At 70.6% G+C, this 25,099-nt stretch carries 22 protein-coding genes; 10 read left to right on the top strand and 12 right to left on the bottom strand.

Features of this window, described 5'->3' with window-relative positions:
• Nucleotides 1–90: 90 nt before the first annotated feature.
• Entirely contained in the window at nt 91–1,242 is a 1,152-nt protein-coding gene (ispG, locus tag AB0N80_RS11545) for a flavodoxin-dependent (E)-4-hydroxy-3-methylbut-2-enyl-diphosphate synthase (RefSeq protein ID WP_176776587.1), read from the bottom strand.
• 214 nt (nt 1,243–1,456) lie between these two features.
• On the opposite strand from ispG, the gene AB0N80_RS11540 reads away from it, so the two are divergent.
• Nucleotides 1,457–3,418, top strand: a complete 1,962-nt coding sequence (locus AB0N80_RS11540) for a chorismate-binding protein (protein ID WP_363578782.1) — start codon at nt 1,457–1,459, stop codon at nt 3,416–3,418.
• A 16-nt stretch (nt 3,419–3,434) separates the two neighbouring features.
• Here the strand turns inward: AB0N80_RS11540 and AB0N80_RS11535 are convergent, their stop codons facing one another.
• Nucleotides 3,435–4,280, bottom strand: a complete 846-nt coding sequence (locus AB0N80_RS11535) for an endo alpha-1,4 polygalactosaminidase (RefSeq protein ID WP_315993153.1) — start codon at nt 4,278–4,280, stop codon at nt 3,435–3,437.
• Entirely contained in the window at nt 4,277–5,593 is a 1,317-nt protein-coding gene (locus AB0N80_RS11530; protein ID WP_315993154.1) for a site-2 protease family protein, read from the bottom strand. The genes AB0N80_RS11535 and AB0N80_RS11530 overlap by 4 nt, the downstream gene beginning before the upstream one ends.
• An 88-nt stretch (nt 5,594–5,681) precedes the next feature.
• Here AB0N80_RS11530 and AB0N80_RS11525 point away from each other — a divergent pair, with 88 nt between their 5' ends.
• The gene (locus AB0N80_RS11525; RefSeq protein WP_315993155.1) at nt 5,682–7,346 is read left to right on the top strand and encodes a UDP-N-acetylmuramoyl-L-alanyl-D-glutamate--2,6-diaminopimelate ligase; all 1,665 of its coding nucleotides are present in this window, start codon (nt 5,682–5,684) and stop codon (nt 7,344–7,346) included.
• Between the two features lie 281 nt (nt 7,347–7,627).
• On the opposite strand, the gene dxr is transcribed toward AB0N80_RS11525, so the two are convergent.
• The gene (gene dxr / locus AB0N80_RS11520; protein WP_363578781.1) at nt 7,628–8,710 is read right to left on the bottom strand and encodes a 1-deoxy-D-xylulose-5-phosphate reductoisomerase; all 1,083 of its coding nucleotides are present in this window, start codon (nt 8,708–8,710) and stop codon (nt 7,628–7,630) included.
• Nucleotides 8,711–8,790: 80 nt separating this feature from the next.
• Nucleotides 8,791–9,750 carry an FKBP-type peptidyl-prolyl cis-trans isomerase gene (locus AB0N80_RS11515; RefSeq protein WP_363392727.1) on the bottom strand — a complete coding sequence of 320 codons (960 nt, stop codon included), beginning with the start codon at nt 9,748–9,750 and terminating at the stop codon, nt 8,791–8,793.
• A gap of 210 nt (nt 9,751–9,960) precedes the next feature.
• Between AB0N80_RS11515 and AB0N80_RS11510 the strand changes: the two genes are divergently transcribed.
• From AB0N80_RS11510 to dhaM, 4 genes are all read left to right on the top strand, one after another.
• Complete coding sequence (locus tag AB0N80_RS11510; protein WP_315994577.1) at nt 9,961–10,662, top strand: lysophospholipid acyltransferase family protein; 702 nt, start codon at nt 9,961–9,963, stop codon at nt 10,660–10,662.
• An 89-nt stretch (nt 10,663–10,751) separates the two neighbouring features.
• Complete coding sequence (gene dhaK / locus AB0N80_RS11505; RefSeq protein ID WP_363578780.1) at nt 10,752–11,747, top strand: dihydroxyacetone kinase subunit DhaK; 996 nt, start codon at nt 10,752–10,754, stop codon at nt 11,745–11,747.
• Nucleotides 11,744–12,388: a dihydroxyacetone kinase subunit DhaL gene (gene dhaL / locus AB0N80_RS11500; RefSeq protein ID WP_315993159.1), complete on the top strand. Its 645-nt coding sequence runs from the start codon at nt 11,744–11,746 to the stop codon at nt 12,386–12,388. The genes dhaK and dhaL overlap by 4 nt, the downstream gene beginning before the upstream one ends.
• The gene (dhaM, locus tag AB0N80_RS11495) at nt 12,385–13,146 is read left to right on the top strand and encodes a dihydroxyacetone kinase phosphoryl donor subunit DhaM (protein WP_363578779.1); all 762 of its coding nucleotides are present in this window, start codon (nt 12,385–12,387) and stop codon (nt 13,144–13,146) included. Before dhaL ends, dhaM begins: the two co-directional genes overlap by 4 nt.
• 40 nt (nt 13,147–13,186) lie before the next feature.
• Here the strand turns inward: dhaM and AB0N80_RS11490 are convergent, their stop codons facing one another.
• On the bottom strand, nt 13,187–14,152 hold the full coding sequence (locus AB0N80_RS11490; protein ID WP_315993161.1) for a sugar-binding domain-containing protein: 966 nt from the start codon (nt 14,150–14,152) through the stop codon (nt 13,187–13,189).
• 112 nt (nt 14,153–14,264) lie between these two features.
• Between AB0N80_RS11490 and AB0N80_RS11485 the strand changes: the two genes are divergently transcribed.
• From AB0N80_RS11485 to glpK, 3 genes are all read left to right on the top strand, one after another.
• Nucleotides 14,265–16,004 carry a glycerol-3-phosphate dehydrogenase/oxidase gene (locus AB0N80_RS11485; RefSeq protein ID WP_315993162.1) on the top strand — a complete coding sequence of 580 codons (1,740 nt, stop codon included), beginning with the start codon at nt 14,265–14,267 and terminating at the stop codon, nt 16,002–16,004.
• Between the two features lie 121 nt (nt 16,005–16,125).
• Nucleotides 16,126–16,881, top strand: a complete 756-nt coding sequence (locus AB0N80_RS11480) for an MIP/aquaporin family protein (protein WP_315993163.1) — start codon at nt 16,126–16,128, stop codon at nt 16,879–16,881.
• A gap of 85 nt (nt 16,882–16,966) precedes the next feature.
• On the top strand, nt 16,967–18,478 hold the full coding sequence (gene glpK, locus AB0N80_RS11475; protein WP_363392738.1) for a glycerol kinase GlpK: 1,512 nt from the start codon (nt 16,967–16,969) through the stop codon (nt 18,476–18,478).
• Between the two features lie 189 nt (nt 18,479–18,667).
• On the opposite strand, the gene AB0N80_RS11470 is transcribed toward glpK, so the two are convergent.
• Both AB0N80_RS11470 and AB0N80_RS11465 read right to left on the bottom strand, forming a co-directional pair.
• Nucleotides 18,668–19,147 carry a hypothetical protein gene (locus AB0N80_RS11470; protein ID WP_315993165.1) on the bottom strand — a complete coding sequence of 160 codons (480 nt, stop codon included), beginning with the start codon at nt 19,145–19,147 and terminating at the stop codon, nt 18,668–18,670.
• Nucleotides 19,148–19,193: 46 nt separating this feature from the next.
• Nucleotides 19,194–19,664, bottom strand: a complete 471-nt coding sequence (locus tag AB0N80_RS11465; RefSeq protein WP_363578778.1) for an OsmC family protein — start codon at nt 19,662–19,664, stop codon at nt 19,194–19,196.
• Nucleotides 19,665–19,800: 136 nt separating this feature from the next.
• Here AB0N80_RS11465 and AB0N80_RS11460 point away from each other — a divergent pair, with 136 nt between their 5' ends.
• Nucleotides 19,801–20,784 (top strand): asparaginase, encoded by a 984-nt coding sequence (locus AB0N80_RS11460; RefSeq protein ID WP_363392744.1) that lies wholly within the window; start codon nt 19,801–19,803, stop codon nt 20,782–20,784.
• Between the two features lie 70 nt (nt 20,785–20,854).
• On the opposite strand, the gene AB0N80_RS11455 is transcribed toward AB0N80_RS11460, so the two are convergent.
• The 4 genes from AB0N80_RS11455 to AB0N80_RS11440 form a co-directional block, all read right to left on the bottom strand.
• Nucleotides 20,855–22,387 carry an APC family permease gene (locus AB0N80_RS11455; protein WP_363578777.1) on the bottom strand — a complete coding sequence of 511 codons (1,533 nt, stop codon included), beginning with the start codon at nt 22,385–22,387 and terminating at the stop codon, nt 20,855–20,857.
• Nucleotides 22,388–22,432: 45 nt separating this feature from the next.
• Nucleotides 22,433–23,206, bottom strand: coding sequence for a protein phosphatase 2C domain-containing protein (locus AB0N80_RS11450; protein ID WP_315993169.1), 774 nt, complete (start codon nt 23,204–23,206; stop codon nt 22,433–22,435).
• 118 nt (nt 23,207–23,324) lie between these two features.
• Nucleotides 23,325–24,305 (bottom strand): aldo/keto reductase, encoded by a 981-nt coding sequence (locus AB0N80_RS11445; RefSeq protein WP_363578776.1) that lies wholly within the window; start codon nt 24,303–24,305, stop codon nt 23,325–23,327.
• Between the two features lie 77 nt (nt 24,306–24,382).
• On the bottom strand, nt 24,383–25,072 hold the full coding sequence (locus tag AB0N80_RS11440) for a DUF5684 domain-containing protein (protein ID WP_363578775.1): 690 nt from the start codon (nt 25,070–25,072) through the stop codon (nt 24,383–24,385).
• Between the last annotated feature and the right edge of the window lie 27 nt (nt 25,073–25,099).

Below are 25,099 nucleotides of genomic sequence, written 5' to 3'. Positions count from 1 at the left end.
ATCGAGCGGCGTGCGATTCTCCGCGGCAGCTCATGCGTCGCCGGTCACGCCCATCGGTCGGGGCGCACCGCGCGTGGGAGGGCGGTCGGCTCAGGCCGTGATGACCTGCGCCGTTCCGGTCGCGGCATCCGGACCCATTTCGTCGGCGAGGCGGTTGGCCTCTTCGATGAGGGTCTGCACGATCTCGGCCTCGGGCACGGTCTTGATGACCTGGCCCTTGACGAAGATCTGGCCCTTGCCGTTGCCCGACGCCACGCCGAGGTCGGCGTCGCGCGCCTCACCGGGTCCGTTCACGACACAGCCCATGACGGCCACGCGCAGCGGAACGGTCATGTCCTTCAAACCCTCGGTCACGTCGTCGGCGAGCGTGTACACGTCGACCTGCGCGCGACCGCACGAGGGGCACGAGACGATCTCGAGCTTGCGCTCGCGCAGATTCAGCGACTGCAGGATCTGGTGCCCGACCTTGACTTCTTCGGCCGGAGGTGCCGACAGCGAGACGCGGATCGTGTCGCCGATCCCCTCCGAGAGCAGGATGCCGAACGCCGTGGCGCTCTTGATCGTGCCCTGGAACGCGGGGCCGGCCTCGGTCACGCCGAGGTGCAGCGGCCAGTCGCCCCGCTCGGCGAGCAGGCGGTAGGCCTTGACCATGACGATCGGGTCATTGTGCTTGACCGAGATCTTGAAGTCGTGGAAGTCGTGCTCCTCGAACAGCGAGGCCTCCCACACGGCGCTCTCGACGAGCGCCTCGGGGGTGGCCTTGCCGTACTTCTCGAGCAGGCGGCGGTCGAGCGACCCGGCGTTGACGCCGATGCGCAGGGAGACGCCGGCATCCTTGGCGGCCTTGGCGATGGCGCCGACCTGGTCGTCGAACTTGCGGATGTTGCCGGGGTTCACGCGCACGGCGCCGCACCCGGCGTCGATCGCCTGGAAGACGTACTTCGGCTGGAAGTGGATGTCGGCGATGACGGGGATCTGGCTCTTCTTCGCGATGATGTGCAGCACATCGGCGTCGTCCTGCGACGGCACGGCGACGCGCACGATCTCGCAACCGGATGCCGTGAGCTCGGCGATCTGCTGGAGGGTGGCGTTGATGTTGGTCGTCGGCGTCGTGGTCATCGACTGGACGCTCACGGGGGCGTCGCCGCCGACGAGCACCTTCCCGACCCGGATCTGACGGGTCTTGCGACGGGGAGCGAGGGTCTCCGGCACGCGGGGCATTCCGAGATTCACAGCAGGCACGCGCTCAGCCTACGCCGCCGTCGCTGGACGGAGCCGGAACAGGCTGCGAATGCTCCCTGTGGTAGGTTCGGCGCCATGCGCGCGCAACTCAGCTGGTGGCCCACCGTCTAGGCGGTGAGCACGCGTGCGACAGACCGCCCTCCCTCGGGATCCGGGCGGTCTTCGTGTTTTCGGCGGCCGCGTAGGACCCTCGCTCACAGACGGAAGTACTTCGATGACCGGGCCCGACCCCTCCTCTCTGATCCACGATCTGCTCGCAGGTTCCGCGCCGTTCGCGCTCATCGCGCGCGGCCCCGCCACGGGTGACGACGCCACCGTCGAGGTGCTCACCGGCGACGTCGTCGACGTGGACCTCCTCGCCGACATCCCGCTGACCGACGTCGACGGCGTCGCCCGCGAGGTACTGGCGCTCGTGCCGTTCCGTCAGGTGCGCGAGCGCGGGTTCGTCTGTCACGACGACGGCGCTCCGCTTCGCTGCCTCGTCATCGGCGAGCGCGTCGTCCTCCCCCGTGCCGGGGTCATGGCATCCCTCCCCTCCGCCCCCGTGGACCTCGCGGACGCCGGGTTCGACATCGCCGACGAGGAGTACGCCGACATCGTGCGGCGCGTGATCGCCGAGGAGATCGGTCGCGGCGAGGGGGCGAACTTCGTCATCCGGCGGGACTTCGTCGCGGGCGTCGACGCCGATCCCCGCGCCGCGGCGCTGACCTGGTTCCGCGCGCTGCTCGAGCACGAGAAGGGCGCGTACTGGACCTTCGCGATCGTCACCGAGGGGCACATCGCCGTCGGGGCGAGCCCGGAGGCGCACGTGAGCGCCCAGGACGGCATCGTCACGATGAACCCCATCTCGGGCACGTTCCGCCACCCCGCGGGCGGCGCCACAGCGGACACGCTCGCGGAGTTCCTGCGCTCGACGAAGGAGACCGAGGAGCTCTTCATGGTCGTCGACGAGGAGCTCAAGATGATGAGCGCCGTGTGCAGCGACGGGGGGCGCATCACGGGCCCGCACCTGAAGGAGATGTCGCGCCTCACCCACACCGAGTACATGCTGCGCGGGCGCAGCGACCTCGACCCCCGCGACATCCTGCGCGAGACGATGTTCGCCCCCACGGTCACCGGCTCCCCCATGCAGAACGCCTGCACCGTGATCGCCCGCCACGAGACGACCCCGCGCGGGTACTACTCGGGCGTCGCGGCACTGTTCACACCCAACGGCAACGCCGAGGGACCCACGCACGACCTCGACGCGCCCATCCTGATCCGCACGGCGTACCTCGTCGACGGACGCCTGCGCGTACCCGTGGGTGCGACGCTCGTGCGCCACTCCGACCCCTACGGCGAGGTCGGCGAGACGCACGGCAAGGCCGCGGGCGTCCTCGGGGCGATCGGCGCGATCCCCCGTGACGTCCCCGTCGTCCCCGCCGATGCGGATCCCGACGCCCCGGTGGCCGAGCGCCGACCGCTCGCGGAGGATCCCGCGATCGCCGAGCTCCTGGCATCCCGCAACGACCGTCTCGCACCGTTCTGGATGAACCCGCAGGACCCCGACGGATCGGGCCCGTTCGCGGGCCGCACGGCCCTGGTCGTGGATGCCGAGGACCGCTTCACCACGATGCTCGCCCACCAGCTGCGCCACCTCGGGCTCGACACCCGCATCGTGCACTGGGCGGACGTCTCGGACACCGAGGTGGATGCCGCGGACCTCGTGGTGTCGGGACCCGGACCCGGCGACCCGCGCGACGACACCCCGCGCATGGAGGCCATGCGCGGCGTCGTCGGACGCCGGACCGCTCGGCGCGACCCCCTTCTCGCCGTGTGCCTGAGCCACCAGATCCTGGCCGACTCCCTCGGTATCGAGCTCACGCCGCTCGATCGCCCGCATCAGGGACTGCAGAAGAGCGTCGACGTGTTCGGCGAGGACGCCTCGATCGGCTTCTACAACACCTTCACCGCGCGCGTGCACCCGGGCGACAGTCGGAGCATCGCGTACGACCGGGGCGAGGTCGTGGCCCCCCTCGACGTCGACGTCGCCGCCGACCCCCTGACCGGAGACGTCTACGCCCTGCAGGGTCCCGGTTTCGCGAGCGTGCAGGGGCACCTGGAGTCGATCCTGTCGCGCGACGGCATGCGGACGCTCGAGCGGCTCATCGCGCATGCGCTGACCGACGCGTCCTGACGCCGGGGCGGCGCGCTCAGGAGGCGCAGGCCTCGAAGACGTGGCCGGATGCCGGCGGCGCGACCAGCTGCAGGTCGCGCCGGATCATCGACACGCGCGGATCGGCGTCGCCGCAGGCCGCGAGGAAGTCGTCGCGCGACGTCTCGTCGACGTACTCGACGTCGAGCACCGCCGGATAGACGGCGCTGTAGTCGTCGCACTCCGCGAAGGCCGCGCACGACTCCGCGACGGCGAAATCGAACCCTGCGGCCGCCAGCTCCTCGGCGTGCTCCGCGGTGTTCTTCTGGGCGACGGCGAGCCCTGCGTCGTGGGCGATGCGCACGTACGCCTCGGCGAGGGACCGGTTGTCGCCCCAGGTGAGTGCGCCATCGCTGCGCGTGTACGAGTCGAGGTTGTCGATCTCGACGGCCGCGTAGCCGTCGGCGGCGCAGCCGCGGATCTGCTCCCCCACGAGGTCGACCAGCTGTGATCGGCTTGCCTCGCTCGACGTGTCGAAGAGGTACTCGTCGGGCCATCCGGCATCCACGAGGGGGCCGTCGACTCCGGCGACGAGCAGCTCGGGCCGATCCCGGGCGACAGCCGCCGAATCCTCGGGCTGCGTCTGGAACCCGTTGACGTAGCAGACGTCGTATCCGGCGCCCGCGGGTGGGGCCGTGCGATCGCGGACGACGATGTCGACCCCGTCCGACGGCGGGTAGGCACCGCCGAGCTGGTAGTCGAAGCCCGCCCCCTGCGGGGGGAGGCGCACCGCGCCCCCGGTCGACGGCGGGCCGGATGCCGGGGCGCAGCCGGTCGACACGGCGAGGGCCGCCACGACGACGACGCCGAGAGCCCCCACCCGTGCGAACCGGCCCCGCGTCACAGCAGCTGTATCGGATTGAACACGTCGGCGAGGAACAGCACGCCGCCCATGCCCACCAGCAGCACGACGACGACGAAGGTCACGGGCACGAGCTTCGTGGCATCCACCGGGCGTGCGACCGTGCCGCGCAGACGCGCGATCCGTCGCTTGAGGCCGTCCCACAGGGCGACGACGACGTGCCCGCCGTCCAGGGGCAGCAGCGGGATCAGGTTGAAGACGAACAGGGCGATGTTCAGGGCGGCGAGCAGGCCGATGATCGACTGCACGCGCGCGGCGATCGGCGCGTCCACGGCGGCGTACTCGCCCGCGAGGCGTCCGGCGCCGACGACGCTCAGGGGGCCGTTCGGGTCGCGGGGCTGACCGGTGACGAGGTCGACCGCGGTGTCGTAGACGCGGACCGGCAACTGCGTCATGATCTGCGCGACCGCGCCGACCTGCTGGATCGTCGCCTCGGGCCCTGCCCAGAGGGGCTGCGGCACGAGCGCGGACTGCGGGGTGAGTCCCGCGAAACCCACGCTCTGGTACTCGGGCTGCCCGGCCGCATCGAGCACGGGTCGTCCGTCGGCGCCGGTGACCGCCCGGTCGGTCTGCACGGGCGTGATCGTGAGCGTCTGCTCGGAGCCGTCGCGCTCGATCACGACGGGCAGGGCCCGACCCGGCGAGCGCTGGATGACGGCGGCGGCCTCGTCGAAGGTGGACACCGCGGTGCCGTCGATCGAGACGATGGTGTCGCCCGGCAGCAGTCCGGCGGCGGCCGCGGGGGCGACGGGGTCGCTCGCCTCGCAGGCCGAGCGATCGGCGGTGGCCGGGATGACGCACTGCGACACCGAGGCGACCGTCGTCGTCCCCTGCGCGATGCCGATGCCGCTCACGGCGACGGCCGACAGCACGAACGCCAGCAGGAGGTTCATGATCGGTCCGCCGAGCATGACGATGATGCGCTTGTACACGGGCAGTTTGTAGAAGACGCGGTCGTCGGCGGCGATGAGGGTCTCGGCGTTGGCGTCGCGGGCGTCCTGCACCATGGTGGCGAAGAAGCGCGAGCGCTTGGTTCCGGGCTCGGCGTCGTCGGGCGCCGGCGGATACATGCCGGCCATCGAGATGAACCCGCCGAGCGGCAGCAGTTTGAAGCCGTACTCGGTCTCGCCGACCCGCTTGGACCACAGTGTCGGTCCGAACCCGATCATGTACTGCCCGACGCGTACGCCGAAGAGCTTGGCGGGCAGCAGATGCCCGATCTCGTGCAGGGCGATCGAGATCGCGAGGCCGATCACGAGCACGAGCACGCCGATGAGGAAGGCGATCGCGGTCACCTTCGTGACGATACCGCCGGGAGGCTTTGAACGGCCCGTGCGGCCGCGATGCGGTGTCTCTGCGGCACCGGATGCGACAATGGACGCGATGCCCAGCGACGCCCCCTCGAACCTGCCCCCCGTCCTCCGTCCGGAGCGTCCGCCCCGCCGCGACCTCGCGGAACTGGCCCGCCGCTGGGGCGTGCGCACGGTCGGAGACGTCGACGGAACCGTCCTGACCGGCATCACGCTGGCCACCGCCGATCTGCGTGCGGGAGAGGCCTTCGTCGCGATCCGCGGAGTGAACCGGCACGGCGCCGAATTCGCGGCCACCGCGGCCGAGCGCGGCGCGGTCGCGGTCATCACCGACGACGCGGGCGCCGACATCGCCGCCCCCACCGGGTTGCCGATCGTCGTGGTCGACGACCCCCGCGCCCTGTTGGGCGACCTCTCGGCATGGGTCTACGGCACCGGCCCCGACGACGACCTCCCCCGCCTGCTGGCGACCACGGGGACCAACGGCAAGACGAGCGTCTCGCACCTGCTCGAGGGCATCCTCGGTCAGCTCGGCGTGGTGACGGGCCTGTCCTCCACCGCCGAGCGCCACATCGCGGGAGACGTGATCGTCTCGCGCCTGACCACCCCCGAGGCCTCGGAGTTCCACGCCCTGCTCGCGCTCATGCGCGAGCGCGGGGTCGAGGCGGTCGCCGTCGAGGTGAGCGCGCAGGCCCTCACCCGACACCGCGTCGACGGGCTGGTGTTCGACGTCGCCGGGTTCACCAACCTCACGCACGACCACCTCGACGACTACGCCGACATGCGCGAGTACTTCGAGGCCAAGCTGCCGCTGTTCCGCCCCGACCGCGCGCGACGCGGCGTGGTGTGCCTCGACTCCCCCGCGGGTGCGGAGATCGCGGCGCGCGCCGAGATCCCGGTCGTGACCATCGCGACGCCCGCGATCGCGCACGACCCCGCGGCGGTGGCATCCGCCGACTGGACGGTCGACATCGTCGACGAGCGCCAGGAGGGCACCGAGTTCACACTGTCCGACGGCAAGGGACGCTCGCTCACCACGGTCGTGCCCGTGATCGGTCGCCACATGGCCGCCAACGCCGGCCTCGCGATCGTCATGCTGCTCGAGACCGGCTACACGTGGGAGCACCTGTTCAGCACCCTCGACGGCGAGCACATCGACGCCGCCCTCCCGGGCCGCACGCAGCTGGTCTCGGGGGCGGAGGGCCCCGCCGTCTACGTCGACTTCGGTCACTCCCCCGACGCGTTCGAGAAGACGCTCGCCGCGGTGCGACGCGTCACGCCGGGAAAGGTCGTCATGCTCTTCGGCGCCGACGGCGACCGCGACGCGACCAAGCGCCACGACATGGGACGCACGGCCGTCGAAGGCAGCGACATCCTCGTCGTCACCGACCACCACCCCCGACACGAGAACCCGGATGCCATCCGCGCGGTGCTCGTCGAGGGCGCGCGGCGCGCGCGGCCCGACGCCGAGATCCACGAGTTCACCCCTCCGGAGCGGGCGATCCTCGAGGCCGTGAAGCTCGTCGGCGAGGGCGACGCGATCCTGTGGGCAGGGCCCGGACACCAGGACTACCGCGACGTCCGCGGCGTCCGCACGCCCTATTCGGCCCGCGAGCTGTCACGACGCGCCCTGCGCGCGGCCGGCTGGGCCGTGCCCGACCCGCAGTGGCCTGTCCCCTACCCGGCCGACAGCACGCCGTCGTCCGACCCCGAGCGCCCGGTCGACTTCCCCGCCTGACCGGGCGACGGCAGCTCATCGCCTCCCACCTGCCCCGAGGGGGCCGAGCCCGTCGAAGTCACCGCAACCCGCGCAACACCCTGCACCCGAGGTGGCTGAGCTCGTCGAAGCCACCGGCGCCCGCGCGCGCACGCCCGGTCCCCTCGACAGGCTCAGGGACCCCCGACCATCGCTGCACCCAAACCCCGACGCCAGGTGGCTGAGCCCGCCGAAGCCACCGCAACCCGCGTCACCCCGGTCCCTTCGACAGGCTCAGGGACCTCCGCATCCGGCGAGGGACGTCAGCGCGACGCGATGATCTCGTCGGCCGTACGGCGCGCCCACGTCTCCGCCTCGGCGAGGCTCTCGCGGGTGAGGGTCGCCGGGGGCTCGTGCCGATCGACCACGCGCTCGATGAGATCGACGATGCCGAGGAAGCTCAGCCGGCCCTCATGGAAGGCGTCGACGGCCTGCTCGTTCGCCGCGTTGAAGACCGCCGGGAACGTCGCCCCCGCGCGCCCCACGCGCTTGGCCAGAGCGACGGAGCCGAAGGCCTTCTCGTCGAGCGGTTCGAACGTCCACTGCGACGCCGTGGTCCAATCCAGCGGCGCCCCGACGCCGCCCACACGGTGCGGCCAGTCGAGGCCGAGCGAGATCGGCAGCCGCATGTCGGGCGGAGACGCCTGGGCGATCGTCGAGCCGTCCACGAACTCGACCATCGAGTGCACGATCGACTGCGGGTGCACGGTCACCGCGATGCGGTCGTAGGCGACGTCGAAGAGCAGGTGCGCCTCGATGACCTCCAGGCCCTTGTTGACGAGCGTCGCCGAGTTGGTGGTCACCACCCGGCCCATGTCCCAGGTGGGGTGGGCGAGCGCTTCGGCCGGGGTGACGGCGCCGAGCTCGTCGCGCGAACGCCCGCGGAACGGACCCCCGGATGCCGTGAGCACGAGACGGCGCACCTCGTTCGACGCTCCCGCGCGCAGCGCCTGGGCGATGGCGGAGTGCTCCGAGTCGACGGGGACGATCTGGCCCGGCGCGGCGAGCGCGGTGACGAGTTCACCGCCGACGATCAGCGATTCCTTGTTCGCCAGCGCCAGGGTGCGGCCCTCCTCGAGGGCCGCGAGGGTGGGCCCGAGACCCACCGATCCGGTGATGCCGTTCAGCACGACATCGGCGTCGACGTCGCGGACGAGCTGCTCCGCTTCGACGGCACCGAGAGCGGTGTGCTCGACGCCGAAGGCCCCGGCCTGCGCCTCGACGCCGGCGCGGTCGGTACCGGCCGCGAGACCGACGACCTCGAAGCGGTCGGCGTTGGCGCGGATGACGTCGAGCGCCTGGGTGCCGATCGAACCGGTGGAACCGAGGATGAGGACGCGGCGCATCCCGTCAGCCTACTGAGCCGCCACCCCGGGGCGTCGCGCGCCGCACGCATTCGTGCGAGGCGCGACGCCCCGGACGTCGCTCACTGCGCGGCGGGAGCGTGCTGCACGCCGAGGATGTCGACGACGAACACGAGCGTCGAGTTCGCCGGGATCGAGCCCTGCTCCTGGTCGCCGTACCCGTCGGCGGGCGGGATGACGGCGACGACCTGCGAACCGACCGTCTGTCCCTCGAGCGCCTTCTTGAAGCCGGGGACGACCGCGGTGGTCGCGAACTGGGTCGGCGCGCCCTTGTCCCAGCTCGAGTCGAAGACGGTGCCGCCGTCGTAGAGCACGCCCGTGTACTGCACGATGACGGTGTCGCCGGGGTTGACCACGTCGCCCGAGCCCTGGCGCAGGTTCTCGATGCGCGTCTCGGTGGGCGCGGGGGTGCTCGGGACGGTGACCGTGGGGGCACCGTTGTCGGCGAAGGTCACGGTCGGCATGCCGTCGGCCGGGGCGACCTCGGTGCCGTCCGCGCGCGTCGGGAGCTCCGCGATTGCGTCCGCCACCAGAACGTAGGCGGGAGAGCCTTCGCCGAGGATGCCGGCGGGGAAGGTCGAGACGGTGCGCGAGCCGACCGGCACGCACGACACGGCCGCGCCGAAGATCTGCTGGGAGTTGACGATCATGTCCATCCCGGACGGATCGGACGACAGCGAGTCCAGGACGACGTCACCCGTGCTGGCGTCGATCACCGTGTAATTGGCCTTGACGATGTCGCCGGCCTGGATCTCCTCGCCGCTGCCCTCGATCAAGGTGCTGCGCTGGATGTCGCTGGGGGCGAAACCATCGGGGCGCGTCACGGTGACAGGGCCCTGGAAGTCGCCCGACACCTCGAGCCCCGCGGGGACGTCGCCGGTGAACGGCGTCTGGCAGGCTCCGGCATCCGGGGTCGCCGTGGCATCGGGCGTCTGCGCGTCGGTGGACGAGCCGGAGCATCCGGCCAGCAGCAGCACTGCGACGGCGGCGACGGACAGGGAAGCGATCGGGCGAAAACGCACGGGAGACCTCTCGGAAGAAGAACGGCAAGCTCCCATCCTCGCGCATCCGGCTTTGGCGCGGCTGGGAGAGCGCGGCGGAAGGAGGCCGGCGGAGAGGCCGTCCGCGACGCACGCCGCCCCATGCACGCCCCGGCATGCGGCGGCTAGTAGCCTCGTCGAGTGAGTTCCGACCTGCCCGCCGAGCCCCCCGCCGCCGCTCCGCCGCAGCAGATGGGCGCGGCCTACGGACTCGGACGGTTCCTCATCGCGCCCCTCGCCCGCGCCGTCTACCGCCCGCACGTCGAGGGGCGAGAGAACGTCCCGCGCACGGGTCCGGTGATCTTCGCCAGCAACCACCTGTCGTTCATCGACTCGATCGCCATCCCGGTCGCCGCTCCCCGCCCCGTGCACTTCATGGCGAAGTCGGCGTATTTCGAGAAGTGGGCCTCGCGGCAGTTCTTCACCGCCATCGGGGCGATCGCGGTCGAGCGCGGGGCCGGGCAGAAGGCCCTCGACGCCCTCGACCAGCAGCGCGTGCTCCTCGAAGACGGTCGCGCCGTCGCGCTCTACCCCGAGGGCACGCGCTCCCTCGACGGCCGGCTCTACAAGGGCCGCACGGGAGTGGCGTTCCTGGCGTTGCAGACCGGTGCACCGGTGGTCCCGGTCGGCCTCATCGGCACCGACAAGGCGATGCCCGTCGGGGCGAAGTTCCCCAGCACGAGCGAGCGCATCACGGTGCGCTTCGGCGAGCCCCTCGACCTCTCGCCGCACGGTCCCGCGACCTCGGGGCGCGCGCGACGCGGCGCCACCGACGAGATCATGGCCGCCATCCACGCCCTGAGCGGGCAGGAGCTCGCGAACGCCTACAACGAGGCCCCGGCGCAGAACCCCATCGAACGCATCAAGCAGGTCCTGCCGCACGAACGCCTCTGACGCGCCTCCTCGCCCTTGACGCGACGCCCCCCGACGACCAGGGTCGAAACCGACGGCCCGAACCGTCGGAGCCACAACGAGGAGGCATCGTGAAGAAGTTCGTCAACGACCCGGCTGATGTGCTGGCCGAGGCCCTGCGTGGTATTCAGGCGGCTCATCCCGATCTTCGCGTGGATGCCGAGAACCGCGTCATCCTGCGCGCGGAACCGACCCGCGCGGGCAAGGTGGCCCTCGTCTCGGGCGGGGGCTCCGGGCACGAGCCGATGCACGGCGGGTTCGTCGGACGCGGCATGCTCGACGCCGCCGCCGCGGGCGAGGTGTTCACCTCCCCCACCCCCGACCAGGTGCTCGCCGCCACGCAGGCCGCCGACTCGGGCGCGGGCGTCCTGCACATCGTGAAGAACTACACCGGCGACGTGCTCAACTTCGAGATGGCCGCCGAGCTCGCCGCCGCCGAGGGCGTGCAGGTCGAGTCCGTCGTCGTCGCCGACGACGTCGCCGTGCAGGACTCGACGTGGACCGCCGGCCGCCGCGGCACGGGAACCACCGTCGTCCTCGAGAAGATCGTCGGCGCCCTCGCCGAGGAAGGCGCCGATCTCGCCGCCGTCGCCGCGCTCGCGCGCCGCGTCTCGTCCGCCGGGCGCTCGATGGGCGTCGCGCTGACCAGCTGCACCGTGCCCGCGGCCGGTCGCCCCACCTTCGACCTCCCCGACGACGAGATGGAGGTCGGTGTCGGCATCCACGGCGAACCCGGCCGCTCGCGCGTGAAGCTGGCATCCGCTCACGAGGTCGCGAAGCTCATGGTCGAGCCGATCGTGCACGACTTCGGCGACGCGGTGGGGCCGGCGATCGTGCTGCTGTCGGGATTGGGCGGAACGCCGCTCATCGAGCAGTACCTCTTGTACGGCGAGATCGCGCCGCTCCTCGCCGAGGCGAGGGTCGACGTGCAGCGCGTGCTCATCGGCGACTACATCACCAGCCTCGACATGGCGGGCGCCTCGCTCACGGTCGTCAAGGCCGACGACGAGATGCTGCGCCTGTGGGACGCCCCCGTCGTCACCCCCGGCCTGCGGTGGGGCGCATGAGCGCCGCCTCCGTCACGACCGGCGACCTCGTCGCGTGGATCCGCGCCTTCCGCGACGCGGTGCAGCAGCACAAGGACGAACTGACGCGCCTCGACTCCGAGATCGGAGACGCCGACCACGGCTCGAATATGGCCCGCGGTCTCGACGCGGTCGTCGCCAAGCTCGACCCCGAGCCGTCCACTCCGACCGATCTGTTCAAGACGGTGGGCATGACACTCGTCTCCACGGTCGGCGGGGCCAGCGGCCCGCTCTACGGCACCCTCTTCCTGCGCATGGGACCCGCCCTGGCCGAGGCCGACCCCGTGGATGCCGCAGCCCTCGGTGCGGCGCTCCGGGCCGGTGTCGAGGGCGTCATCGCCCGCGGCAAGGCCGAGGTCGGCGACAAGACCATGATCGACGCCCTCTCCCCCGCCCTCGAGGCCTGGGACTCCGCGGCGCGGGACGACGCGTCACCTGCCGCCGCCTCGCGCGCCGCCGCCGAGGCCGCCGCGCGCGGACGTGATGCGACAGAGCCGCTCGTGGCCCGCAAGGGCCGCGCGAGCTACCTCGGCGAGCGCAGTGCCGGACACCTCGACCCGGGCGCCGCCTCGGCGACGCTGCTGCTCGAGGCCCTGAGCGACACCCTGGCGGCCGCCGAGTGATCGGCATCGTCGCGGTCTCGCACAGTCGCGCCCTGGCGGAGGCCGCGGTCGAGCTCGCGCTGCAGATGGGCGGGACCGAACCCCCCGTCGTGCGCGTGGCCGCGGGCGGACCCGACGGCGACCTCGGAACGGATGCCGTGGCCATCGCCGCCGCGATCGACGAGGCGGATTCGAGCGACGGCGTGCTCGTGCTGATGGACCTGGGCTCGGCCATCCTGAGCGCCGAGACGGCGCTCGAATTCGTCTCCGCCCCCGACCGTGTGCGGCTCAGCCCCGCTCCGTTCGTCGAGGGTCTGGTGGCGGCGGTGGTCACGGCCGCCGGCGGGGCCGGTCTGGACGCGGTGGCCGCCGAAGTGCGCGGGGCGGGCGACGCGAAGCGGCGCCAGCTCGGCGACGACGACGCCTCGGCATCCCCTCCGACCCCGGGGAGTTCCGCGCCGTCGACCGATGCGGGGCCTGTCGAGGATGACGCTCCCCCCGACACCGCGTCGTTCGAGGCGCAGATCGTCAACCCGTCGGGACTGCACGCCCGGCCGGCCGCGACCTTCGTGAAGGCGGCGTCGCGCTACGACGCCGACGTGCGCATCATCGATCTCGACACCGGCGGCGACGAGGTCTCGGGGCGCAGTCTGCTCGCTCTCATGGCGCTGGGCGTGCGGCAGGGGGCGCGCGTGCGCGTGAGCGCCTCCGGGCCGCAGGCGCAGCGGGCCCTCGATGAGCTGCGCGCTCTCATCGACGACGGCTTCGGCGAGCGCTGAGGCTCCGTCCGCGCCGGGGGCGGCCTGGCATTCCGACCGGTCAGCGCGTGACGCTGAGCAGGCGTCGCGCGAGCGACTCCTCCACGACGAGCTCCGTCACCAGGCCCGCAGCGAGCGCCCCGCGCAGCCCGTCGAGCTTCGACAGGCTCGACACGACGCAGAAGCGCCGGGGGATGCGACGGACCGTGTCGAGATCGGGCCCGCTGGAGCGCGCGTTGAGCTCGGGGATGTCGCTCGAGCCGTCGGCACGGTAGAACACCGTCGCGCAGTCGCCGACGACGCCCTCGCGCTCGATCACCGCGCGGTCGCGCTCGTCGAAGTAGTCACCGCTGTACACGTGCGAGGGCACGTCCGCGTGGGGCGAGCCGAGTCCGAAGACGAACAGACCGACGCGCTGCTGGATCTCCAGGACCGAGCGCACGGAGCGCTCGCGCCACATGGCCTGCTTCGTGCGCGGATCGTCGAAGAGCGCCGGCACCGGGAATTGGTGCACCGACGACGACCACGCCGCACCGAACTTCGACAGGATCTCCCCCGCATAGGGGATGCCGGAGGTGCGCACGTTCGCGGCGCCGTTCATCTGCACGATGTGGGTGTCGTGCACGTCCTTCTGCGGCACGTGGCGCGCCATGGCGGAGAGGGTGGATCCCCAGGCCACCCCGACCGTCATCGACGACTCGACCCGCTCGGCGAGGATGCGTGCCGCGGTGAGGGCGGTCCGCTCCAGACGCTCGGCCTCGGACGTGCGCGGGGGTGTGGGGACGATGTGCGCGGTGATGCCGAAGCGGTCCGCGATGCGCTGAGCCATCTGGCCGCGCGCGTCGTCGGGCGGACTGATCGAGATCGTGACGAGCCCCACGTCGCGGGCGTGCTGCAGCAACCGCGACACCGAGGACCGCGAGACGCGCATCTCGTGCGCGATGGCATCCATCGTGAGGTCCTGCATGTAGTACAGCTGAGCCGCGCGCAGCGCGTCTCGGGAGCGCTCCTCCGCCTGCGTCGTCACTGTCTCGACACCTTCATGAACACCATTCTGCACGTTTGTTCAAGGGGCTTGCAACAACGTGCAGACGAGCGCATCCTGATCGTCGTACCAACAACGAAAGGTCGCAGTCGACATGTCGTCCCCCACTTCTTCGCCCCGCGCGGATGTCCCGGCGCTCCGCCCCGACGTCCAGGCGCTCCGCGACGCCGAAGACCTCGACGTCCTGATCATCGGTGGAGGCATCAACGGCCTCGCCACCCTGCGCGACCTGGCCCTGCAGGGCGTCAGCGTCGCCCTCGTCGAGCGCGGCGACTTCGTATCGGGTGCGTCCTCCGCCTCCAGCCACATGGTGCACGGTGGCATCCGGTACCTCGAGAACGGCGAGTTCCGTCTCGTCAAGGAAGCCGTCACCGAGCGCAACGACCTGCTCAAGACGGCCCCCCACTACGTCAAGCCGCTCGAGACGACGATCCCGATCTACAAGACGTTCTCCGGCATCCTGTCCGCCCCGTTCCGCCTGCTGGTGACGCACGGACGCGGCAAGCCCAACGAGCGCGGCGCCCTGCTGATCAAGGTCGGCCTCATCATGTACGACACCTTCTCGCGCGACGGCGGATCGGTCCCCCGGCACAAGTTCCTCGGCAAGAAGAAGTCGCTCGCCGAGCTGCCCAAGCTCAACAACGATCTCGCCTACACGGCCACCTACTTCGACGCCTCGATGCACGACCCCGAGCGCATCGCCCTCGACGTGCTGCGCGACGGCATCGAGGCGGGCGCCGGGCGCACGCAGGCGGTCAACTACGTCTCGGCCGTCGGCGCCGACGCGAACGGCGTGCGCGTGCGCGACGAGGTGTCCGGTGAGGAGTTCACCGTGAAGTCCAAGGTGATCCTGAACACCGCGGGCCCCTGGACCGACCTGGCCAACGAGGCCATGGGACTGAAGACCCAGTTCATGGGTGGCACCAAGGGCTCGCACATCGTGCTCGACAACCCCGAACTGCTCGCCGCGACCGGGGGACGCGAGATCTTCTTCGAGCACTCCGACGGCCGCATCGTCCTCATCTACCCGCTCAAGGACCGCGTCCTCGTCGGCACCACCGACATCGACGCCGACCCGTCGAAGCCCGTCGTGTGCACCGACGACGAGATCGAGTACTTCTTCGACCTCATCGGCCACGTCTTCCCGACCGTCGGCGTCGACCGCTCTCAGATCGTCTACACGTTCTCCGGCATCCGTCCGCTCCCCCGCCACGACGACACCGCACCCGGCTTCGTCTCGCGCGACTACCGCATCGTCGAGGACGAGATCGCCGGAACCCCCGCGATGAGCCTCGTGGGCGGCAAGTGGACCACCTTCCGCGCCCTCGCCGAGCACCTCAGCATGAAGACACTGCAGAAGCTCCGTCGCCCGCACCGCGTGAGCACGCAGGGCCTGTCGATCGGCGGCGGCGCCGGCTTCCCCGCGACGCCCGAGCAGCGTCGCCGGTGGATCTCGGCGCGCACGAATGCTCACTCGGCGGAACTCGTGGATGCCATGCTCGAGCGCTACGGCACGCGGGCCGACGCGATCCTCGACGTGCTGCCGGCCGATCCGACCCCGGTCGAGGACGCCCCCGGGTACTACCGCGAAGAGCTCGAGTGGATCGCGGCGAACGAGCAGGTCGTGCACCTGATCGACGTCCTGCTGCGCCGTACCCACCTGGCCTTCGTCGGCGGCATGACCGAGCGCACGCTCCGCGAGGTCGCCGAGGCCGTGGCGGGTCCCCTCGGCTGGGACGCCGATCGCGTCGACGACGAGATCAGCCGCACCACCGAGATCCTGCGCTCCGCGCACCGGGTCGACCTGGCTCAGGCCGGGGTCGCGCGAATCTGAGAGAACGTGCGGGCGCGCCACCTGTCGCGCGCCCGCACGACGCGCATAGGTTCGGAACACCGAGCCGCATCACCGCTCGAGCCGAAGGTGGCCGGGCGAGAAAAGAAAGGTCGATGACGACATGCAAGAAGTGAACCTGGGGCTGTACTTCCTCTCGGAGGTGGTCGGAACCGCGATGCTCATCCTCTTGGGCTGCGGCGTGGTCGCCAACGTGGCCCTCGCCAAGACCAAGGGCAACGCCGGTGGCTTCCTGATGGTGAACTGGGGGTGGGGCCTCGCCGTGTTCGCCGGTGTGATCGTCTCCGCCTACTCCGGCGCGCAGCTGAACCCGGCCGTCTCGATCGGTCTGCTCGTCGCGGGCAAGATCGCTTTCGTCCAGTTCCTCGTGGCCGTGGCGGCCCAGATGGTCGGTGCGATCATCGGCGCCGTGCTCGCATGGGCGTCGTACAAGCAGCACTTCGACGACGAGCCCGACCCGGCCAACAAGTTGGGCGTGTTCTCGACCGGCCCCGCGATCCGCTCCTACGGCTTCAACTTCCTCACCGAGGTCATCGCGACCTTCGTGCTGGTCTTCGTGATCTTCGGCTTCAGCGACTACGGCGTGGCCGACATCGGCGTCCCCGGTGGTATCGGCGGACTCGCCGCTGTCCCGGTCGCCCTGCTCGTCGTCGGTATCGGCGCCTCGCTCGGTGGCCCCACCGGCTACGCGATCAACCCGGCACGTGACCTCGGCCCCCGTATCGCCCACGCCATCCTCCCCATCAAGGGCAAGGGTTCCAGCGACTGGGGCTACGCGTGGGTTCCGGTCGCCGGCCCCCTCGTGGGTGGCCTGCTCGCGGGTCTGCTGGCCCCCGTGCTCCTCAGCCTCGGCAAGTAACACCGTCGCGGGGGCGTCGCCCGGCGCCCCCGCCTCCCCTTTCCTCTCTTCACCCGTTCACTGAACAAGACAAAGGAGTCCATCCATGGCCGACTACGTCCTCGCCATCGACCAGGGCACGACCTCGACGCGCGCGATGATCTTCGACAAGTCCGGGAGCGTCGTCTCCGTCGGACAGAAGGAGCACGAGCAGATCTTCCCGCGCGCGGGGTGGGTCGAGCACGACCCCCTCGAGATCTGGCGCAACACCCAGGAGGTGATCGGCCTCGCCCTGAGCCGCGCCGACATCACCCGCCACGACATCGCCGCCGTCGGCATCACGAACCAGCGCGAGACCGCGGTGGTCTGGGACAAGAACACCGGCAAGCCCGTCTACAACGCGATCGTGTGGCAGGACACCCGCACGCAGTCGATCGTCGACCGCCTGGCCGACGGTGACCCCGAGCGCTACAAGAGCATCGTCGGCCTTCCGCTGGCGACCTACTTCTCGGGCACCAAGATCGTCTGGATCCTCGAGAACGTCGACGGAGCCCGCGAGAAGGCGGAAGCCGGAGACCTCGTCTTCGGCACCACCGACACCTGGGTGCTGTGGAACCTCACCGGCGGCATCGACGGCGGCGTGCACGCCACCGACGTCACCAACGCCAGCCGCACCCTGTTCATGGACCTCGAGACGCTCGAGTGGCGCGACGACATCCTGTCGGACTTCGGCGTGCCCCGCTCGATGATGCCCGAGATCCGCTCCTCCTCGGAGGTCTACGGCACCGTCGAGTCGTCGTCGTTGCTGCGCGAGACCCCGATCGCCGGCATCCTGGGCGACCAGCAGGCCGCGACCTTCGGTCAGGCCGCCTTCGACCCGGGCGAGAGCAAGAACACCTACGGCACCGGCAACTTCCTCATCTTCCAGACGGGCGAGGAGATCGTCCACTCGAAGAACGGTCTGCTGACGACCCTCGGCTACAAGCTCGGCGACCAGCCCGCCCGCTACGCGCTCGAGGGATCGATCGCCGTGACCGGCTCGCTCATCCAGTGGCTGCGCGACCAACTCGGCATCATCTCCTCGGCCCCCGAGGTCGAGAAGCTGGCCGAGAGCGTCGACGACAACGGCGGCGTGTACTTCGTGCCGGCGTTCTCGGGCCTGTTCGCCCCGTACTGGCGTCCCGACGCCCGCGGCGCGATCGTCGGCATGACCCGCTACGTCAACCGGGGCCACATCGCCCGCGCGGCACTGGAGGCCACCGCCTTCCAGTCGCGCGAGGTGCTGGATGCCGTCAACGCGGATTCGGGCGTCGACCTCGCCGAGCTCAAGGTCGACGGCGGCATGACCGCCAACGACGCGCTCATGCAGTTCCAGGCCGACATCCTCGGTGTTCCGGTCGTGCGTCCGGTCGTGGCCGAGACCACCGCCCTCGGTGCCGCGTACGCCGCGGGTCTGGCCGTGGGCTTCTGGAACAACCTCGACGACCTGCGCGCCAACTGGCAGGAAGACAAGCGCTGGGAGCCGAGCATGGACGACGCGGAGCGCGAGCGCGAGCTGCGCCTGTGGAAGAAGGCCGTCACCAAGTCGATGGACTGGATCGACGACGACGTGCGCTGATCCCGCCCCCACGAACGGAACCCCGTCGGCCCCGTGCCGGCGGGGTTCCGTCGTTCCCGCCCGCCTCCCGCACGGCCCTCAGCCCAGCCCCCGAAGTCCCTGAGCCCGCACCCCGAGGTCCCTGAGTCCGTCGAAGGGACCGGTCCCCTTCCCGCACGCCGGCTCCCACGGCATCCGGACGCCGAGACCTCAGCGCCGAGGCTTGGGGTAGGCCGCGCGCATCGCGTCCGACTGCAGGTAATCCGACACCCCGATGAGCAGGAGGGCGAACAGGATCTGCTCCGTCACCACCCAGAACGGGTACAGCCCGGGGATGGCCGCGAGCACGAGCGCCACCACCGGGAAGATGCGGCTGAACAGCTGCAGGCGCCGGAAGGCCCAGTACCACCCCGCGTGTGCACGCCAGAGGAAGTAGAACAGCGTCGTCGTGATGCCCAGCACCACCAAACAGCGCATCCACACCGCGAATCCGACGTCCTGACCGCTCAGGCTCATCCACAGCGCCACGACGACCGTCGCGACCCCGAGGACGAACCCCGCGGCGAGCAGCACCGTCATCGCGCGGAAGGCCCGGCGCACTTTCGGATCGTCGGACGCCGCGACACGATGATCGGCCTGCCGGCCCCCGGCGATCCGATCGAGACGGCGCAGGGCGGGTTCGAGCTGCATGCGCTCACTGTACGACGAGTCGCCCCGCCGCCGTCCACGGCGCCGCTCAGCCGACGGTGACCACCGGTTCGTGACGCACCGGGAAGTTGACCGAGTTCGCGATGAAACACCACTCACGGGCCTGACGGTGGGCGGCGGTGGCCGCCTCGACCATCGACTCCTCGGCGACCGTGACGCGCGGGCGCAGCACGACGTCGGTGAACGCTCCCCCGCTGTTGCCGTCCTCCTTCATCGTCCCTTCGGCGTCGTCCTCGTAGGACGTGACGACCACGCCGGTCGTGACGCACGCGTGCAGGTACGACAGCAGATGGCATTCGCTCAGCGCGGCCAGCAGCAGCTCCTCCGGGTTCCACTTCGCCGGATCGCCCCGGAAGGGCGTGTCCGCGGATGCCGCGATCGCGGGCTTGCCGTCGACCTGCACGGTCACGGACCGGTCGTAGTCGCGGTATCCGCTCGTCCCGGTCCCTCGGTCGCCGGTCCAGGTCGCGCGCAGGCGATAGTGATGCTCTCCGTACATACCCCCAGTCTGCCCCGTACCCGCGCGCGAGTCGCCGGAATCCGTCGCCGGAAACGCGTCGGAGGTGACATATCCTGGCGACTCGCACGGGCGGCTCGACCGGGGCGGAAGGGGGTCGGCGGGATACGATCAAGGGATGCCCACCACGCCCCCCGCCTCCGTCGAACTCGCCGTCGTCGACCGCAACGGCTTCGTCGAATCACGCCACGTCGGCGTCGCCGTCGTGCTCGCTCCCGACGGCACCGAGAAGCTCGCCCTGGGCGACGTGACGGCGGCATTCCTGCCGCGCTCGAGCATGAAGCCCCTGCAGGCCCTCGCGTGCCTGTCCGCGGGAGCCGATCTCGCCGACGAGCGCCTCGCGATCTCCATGGCCAGCCACTGCGGCACCGACCGCCACGCCCAGCTGGCGCGCGACATCCTGCAGTCGGCCGGGCTCACCGAAGACGACCTGGGCTGCCCCGCGGCCTGGCCCACCGACACGGCGTCGCGTGATGAGCTCGTCCGCGATCACGGCGCCCCCTCCCCGCTGCGCATGAACTGCTCGGGAAAGCACGCCGCGATGCTGCTGACGTGCGTGGCCAACGGGTGGTCGACGGCCGACTACCTCGACCCGCAGCACCCTCTGCAGGTGCACATCCGCGAGGTGCTCGAGCGCCTCGTCGGCGAGCGCATGACCACGACGGCGATCGACGGCTGCGGCGCCCCCGTCTACGCGATGAGCCTGGTGGGTCTCGCGCGCGCCATCCAGCGCATCGCCACCTCCTCGGAGCGCTCGCCCTTCGCCCTGCACCGCAGCGCGGGAGCGCTCGTCCGCGCCGTCAAGGAGCACCCCTGGACCGTCGACGGCCCGGGTCGTCCCGACACCATCGTGATCGAACGACTCGGCGTGTTCTCCAAGATGGGCGCGGAAGGCGTCCAGGTCATGACGGCGCCCGATGGAACGACCGTCGCCCTGAAGATGCTCGACGGCTCCAACCGTGCGGGCTGGGCGGTGGCCCTGCGCCTGCTGGAGCGGGCCGGGGCCCTGTCCACCGAGGCCGTCGATGAGACGCTGGCGCTCCTGCCCCTCACGGTGTCGGGCGGCGCGGGTGTCGTCGGCTCGATCCGCGCCGTGGTCTGATCCATCGGCGCGCCGGGCGGCCATGCCCTTCGCCGCCCGACCGCCCGCGTGAGCGGCCCGGCTGCGCGCCTCAGATCCCGCCGTCGACCGACCGCGGATAGGCGATCGGCTCGTCCGGGACAAGCACCTCGGTCTCTCGGTTGAGACTCTCGCCACGGAAGAACGGCTTCGAGCCGGGGAACGCGAACCACACCACCATGAGCACCACGCCAACGGCGAGGGCCCCGATGCCGACGACGAAGGTGCCCCCGACGCCGAACAGCACCGTGTAGCCGTACTCGGGGTCGTACATGTCGATGGCCGACTGGACGAATGCGTATGTCAGCATCAGGGCCCCGAGCAGCGGCAGGATGCCGCGATAGACGAGGTTCTTGCCCGACGAGAACAGTTCACGACGGTAGTACCAGACGCAGGCGTACCCGGTCATGGCGTAGTAGAACGCGATCGCGAGTCCGAGCGACAGGATCGAGTCCTGCAGGATGTTGTCACTGATGAGCGTCATCCCCACGTAATAGACGCTCGCCACGATCCCCATGACCAGGGTCGAGAACGACGGCGTCTTGTAGCGCGGGTGCACCGACCGGAACCGCGCCGGCAGCGCCTTGTAGGCCGCCATCGCGAGCGTCCCGCGAGCGGTGGGGAGGATGGTCGTCTGCGTCGATGACACCGCCGAGATGAGCACGGCGACGATGAGCACCCACCCGAACGGTCCGAACAGCCCGTCCTTCAGCGCCAGGAACACGTCGTCCGCGTTCTCGGGGTTCGCAAGCCCCGAGCCGTCCTCCCCCACTCCGGCGTACATCATCGCGGCGACGGTCACGGTGACGTAGGTTCCGAGCAGGATGACGGTGGTCAGCAGCGCCGCGCGGCCCGGAATGCGCTTCGGGTCCTTCGTCTCCTCGTTCAGCGCGAGGCAGGTGTCCCACCCCCAGTAGATGAACAGCGCCAGCAGCACCGCCTCGGTGAAGCCGCTCCAGTCGGTGAAGCCCAGCGGGTTGAACCACGCGATGTCGAAGGGGGTGGGGTTCGGCGCCGTGCCGTCGAAGAACTTCCACAGCGCGAGCACGACGAACAGGGCGAGCACGAGGTACTGCACGCCGAGCAGGATGTTCTGGATCCGTTCGCCGATCTCGACGCCCCGGTAGCTGATGTAGGTCATCGCGGCGATGAACGCGACACCGGTCGCGGTCACGAGCGGCACGTTCTCGGCGAGCGAGCCGTCGCCGATGAGCGACCAGAGGTAGATGCCGGCGATCTGCGAGAGATTGGCGAGCACGACCATGCCGGCCACGGCCACTCCCCAGCCGCCCATCCACCCGATCCACGGGCCGAAGGCCTTGGTCCCCCAGGTGAAGGTCGTTCCGCAATCCGGGATCTCGTTGTTCAGCTCACGGTAGGCGAAGGCGATGAACAGCATCGGCACGAATGCGATGACGAAGGCGATGGGCGCCTGCGCACCGACGGCCAGGACGACGAAACCGAGGGTGGCGACGAGGGAATAGACGGGGGCGGTGGATGCCAGACCGATCACGGTCGAGCCCCACAGGCCCAGCGTTCCGGAGGCGAGGCCCTTACCGGCCGTCCGTTCGGGTGCGGAGGTCATATGCCGAACGTAGAATCCGCGCCCAGGCGCGGTCAAGAGCGGATCTCAGGCGGAGCGGCGCGCGACGTCGAGGACGACGATGGTCACGTTGTCTCGGCCGCCGTTCTCGAGCGCGGCGGCCATCATGGCGTCGACCGCTGCCGCGGGGTCGGCGTTGGCCGCGAGGAAGTGACGGATGCCGAAATCGGTGAGCTCCTTCGTCAGACCGTCGGAGCAGACCACGAATCGGTCGCCGTCGAGCACGTCGAGACGCAGGTAGTCGGGCTTGACGCTGTCGCTCGGTCCGACGGCGCGCGTGATGACGTTGCCGTAGGGGTGGTTCTCGGCCTCTTCGGGGCTGAGTCGGCCGGCCGCGATGAGCTCCTGCACCACCGAGTGGTCGGTGGTCACCTGGACGATCTCCTCATCTCGCACCAGGTACACGCGGGAGTCCCCGATGTTGAGGGTCACCCAGTGCGGTTCCTCGGTGTGCGTCTCGAGATAGAGGCCCGTGAGGGTCGTCCCCGTCCCCTCGTCCGTCGTCTCGGGATGCGCCACGATGTCCTTCACGGCGCGGGAAAGGGCCTTCTCGATGTTCTTCGTCGAGACCGCACCCGACTCGACGACGGCGCGCAGACGGTCGACGGTACTGGCACTGGCGATCTCGCCGCCGAGGTGGCCTCCCATTCCGTCGGCGACGATGAAGAGAGGGTATTCCGCGAGGAACGCGTCTTGATTGACTTCGCGGCGACGCCCCGTGTCGGTGCTCGCCGCCCAGCGCAGTTCGAGAGAGCCGTCGCCGAGAGGGACGGTACGCGTGTGGGTGGTCACCTCGGGCACGAACGATCCTCCGGTTGGCCGACAGCTGCGCCGGCGGAACCGCGCGGCCCTGTCATCCTAGTCGACACGCGAGCATCGCCAGCGGACGCGCCGGAGCGCCCCCTCCCCCGTGCCGCGTTCATCCCGCGGCGGGATCGGCCGGCAGCCCCAGGATGCCGTCGAGCTCGGCGAGATCATCGACGCTCGGCGACCACGCCGTGGCGGCGGCGGCGTTTGAGCGCACCTGCGCCGCGCTGGTGGCTCCGGCGATGACGCTGGAGACGAGCGGGTTCGCGAGGAACCACCCGAACGTCGCCTCGAGCATCGAGATCCCCCGCGCGTCGCAGTATGCCTGGTACCGCTCGAGGGCGTCCCACGGCGCGTCGCGCCAGAGGTGCGGGCGCTGGCGCATGATGCGGCTGTCGTCCGGACCGCCCTCGCGCGTGAACTTCCCGGTGAGCAGGCCGTTGTGCAGCGGGAAGAAGGGGAGGAAGCCGAGGCCGAAGCGGCGGGCGGCGGGGAGCACCTCGCGCTCGGCCGCTCGCGCGAGGAGGCTGTACTGGTTCTGCGCCGATACGAACCGGACGCCCGCCGCCGCGGCATCCGCCTCGGCGATCTGCCAACCCGAGAAGTTCGAATGACCGATGTATCGGATCTTGCCTTCGCGGACGAGATCCGCGAGCGCGTCCAGCGTCTCGTCGACGGGCGTCTCGGGATCGGGCGTGTGCATCTGGTAGAGGTCGATCCAGTCGGTGCGCAGGCGCCGCAGCGAATCCTCGACGGCGCGCCGGATGTGCGCCCGTGAGCCCTTCGCGCCGCCGACGATCGCCGGCGCGAGGTCCGCGTGGCCGAATTTGGTCGCGAGGACGACCCGGTCGCGGCGCCCCTCCAGCGCCTCGCCCATGAGCGTCTCGGACAGGCCGAAGGAGCGGCCGTAGATGTCGGCCGTGTCGAGGAACGTGACGCCCGCATCGAGGGCGGCGTCGAGGACGTTCCGCGTCCCCTCGAGCGTTTCGGTGGGCGTACCCACACGACCGAAGTTGTTGCACCCGAGGCCGACGGCGGACACCCGAAGTCCTGAGCGGCCGACGGGGCGAAGGGGCAGATCGGTGGGGGTCATGACTCCACGCTATCCCCGTGACGACACGAGGGGCTCCCCGCACACGGCGGAGAGCCCCTCGACGATCCGGTCGGAGATCAGACCTGCGGACCGGCCGGGGGTGCCTGCGGCGGCGGCGTGCTGCCCGAGGCGGGCGGCGCCTGCGGCGGCGCGTACCCGGGGGCCGCCGGCGGGGCGTAGCCCTGCGCGGGAGGAGCGACCGGCGCCCCGTATCCGCCGCCGTTCTGACCCTGGACGTTCTGCGCGGGCTGCGCGGGGATGCCGTTCCAGAACGTCTTGTCGGCGAGGAACGACGAGCCCCACGGCGACGGCGAGGCGGCGGCGGGGTTCCACCGGTTGCTGCTGAAGCCCAGGATGCCGAGGAAGATCCACTGACCGAGAGGGCCGAGCAGGAACAGCAGCAGAATGGGCCAGTCGCGTCCGAACTTGGCGGCCACCCGGTACGAGATCATGATCAGCGCGACGACGATCGCGAGACCGGCGAGGAAGTTCAGGATCGGAATGGCGGAGGCCACGGCGAGACCCAGAAGGATCCACGGCGAGAAGTCACCCAGCTTGGCGTAGACGAGGGCGTTGTAGACGGGGACCCAGGCGCGCCACTTGCCCTGGACACCGGCCTTCTCGAAGACCTTCATGAGCAGGAACGAGCTGATGAGGTAGCCCAAGATGCTGAACAGGAAGATGAAGAGGTACACCACGGCCAGAACCGCCGCCTCGCCGGCACTGGTCGTCCCGTAGTCGGAGTAAGCGAGATTTGAGATGTTCACGTCGATCCTCTCGAGCGGCCCCCGCGG

This window comes from Microbacterium sp. NPDC089188 (assembly GCF_040685155.1).
GTDB classification, from domain to species: Bacteria; Actinomycetota; Actinomycetes; order Actinomycetales; family Microbacteriaceae; genus Microbacterium; species Microbacterium galbum.
The sequence above is the reverse complement of the archived record's forward strand: the minus strand, read 5'-3'. Positions and strand labels throughout refer to the sequence as shown.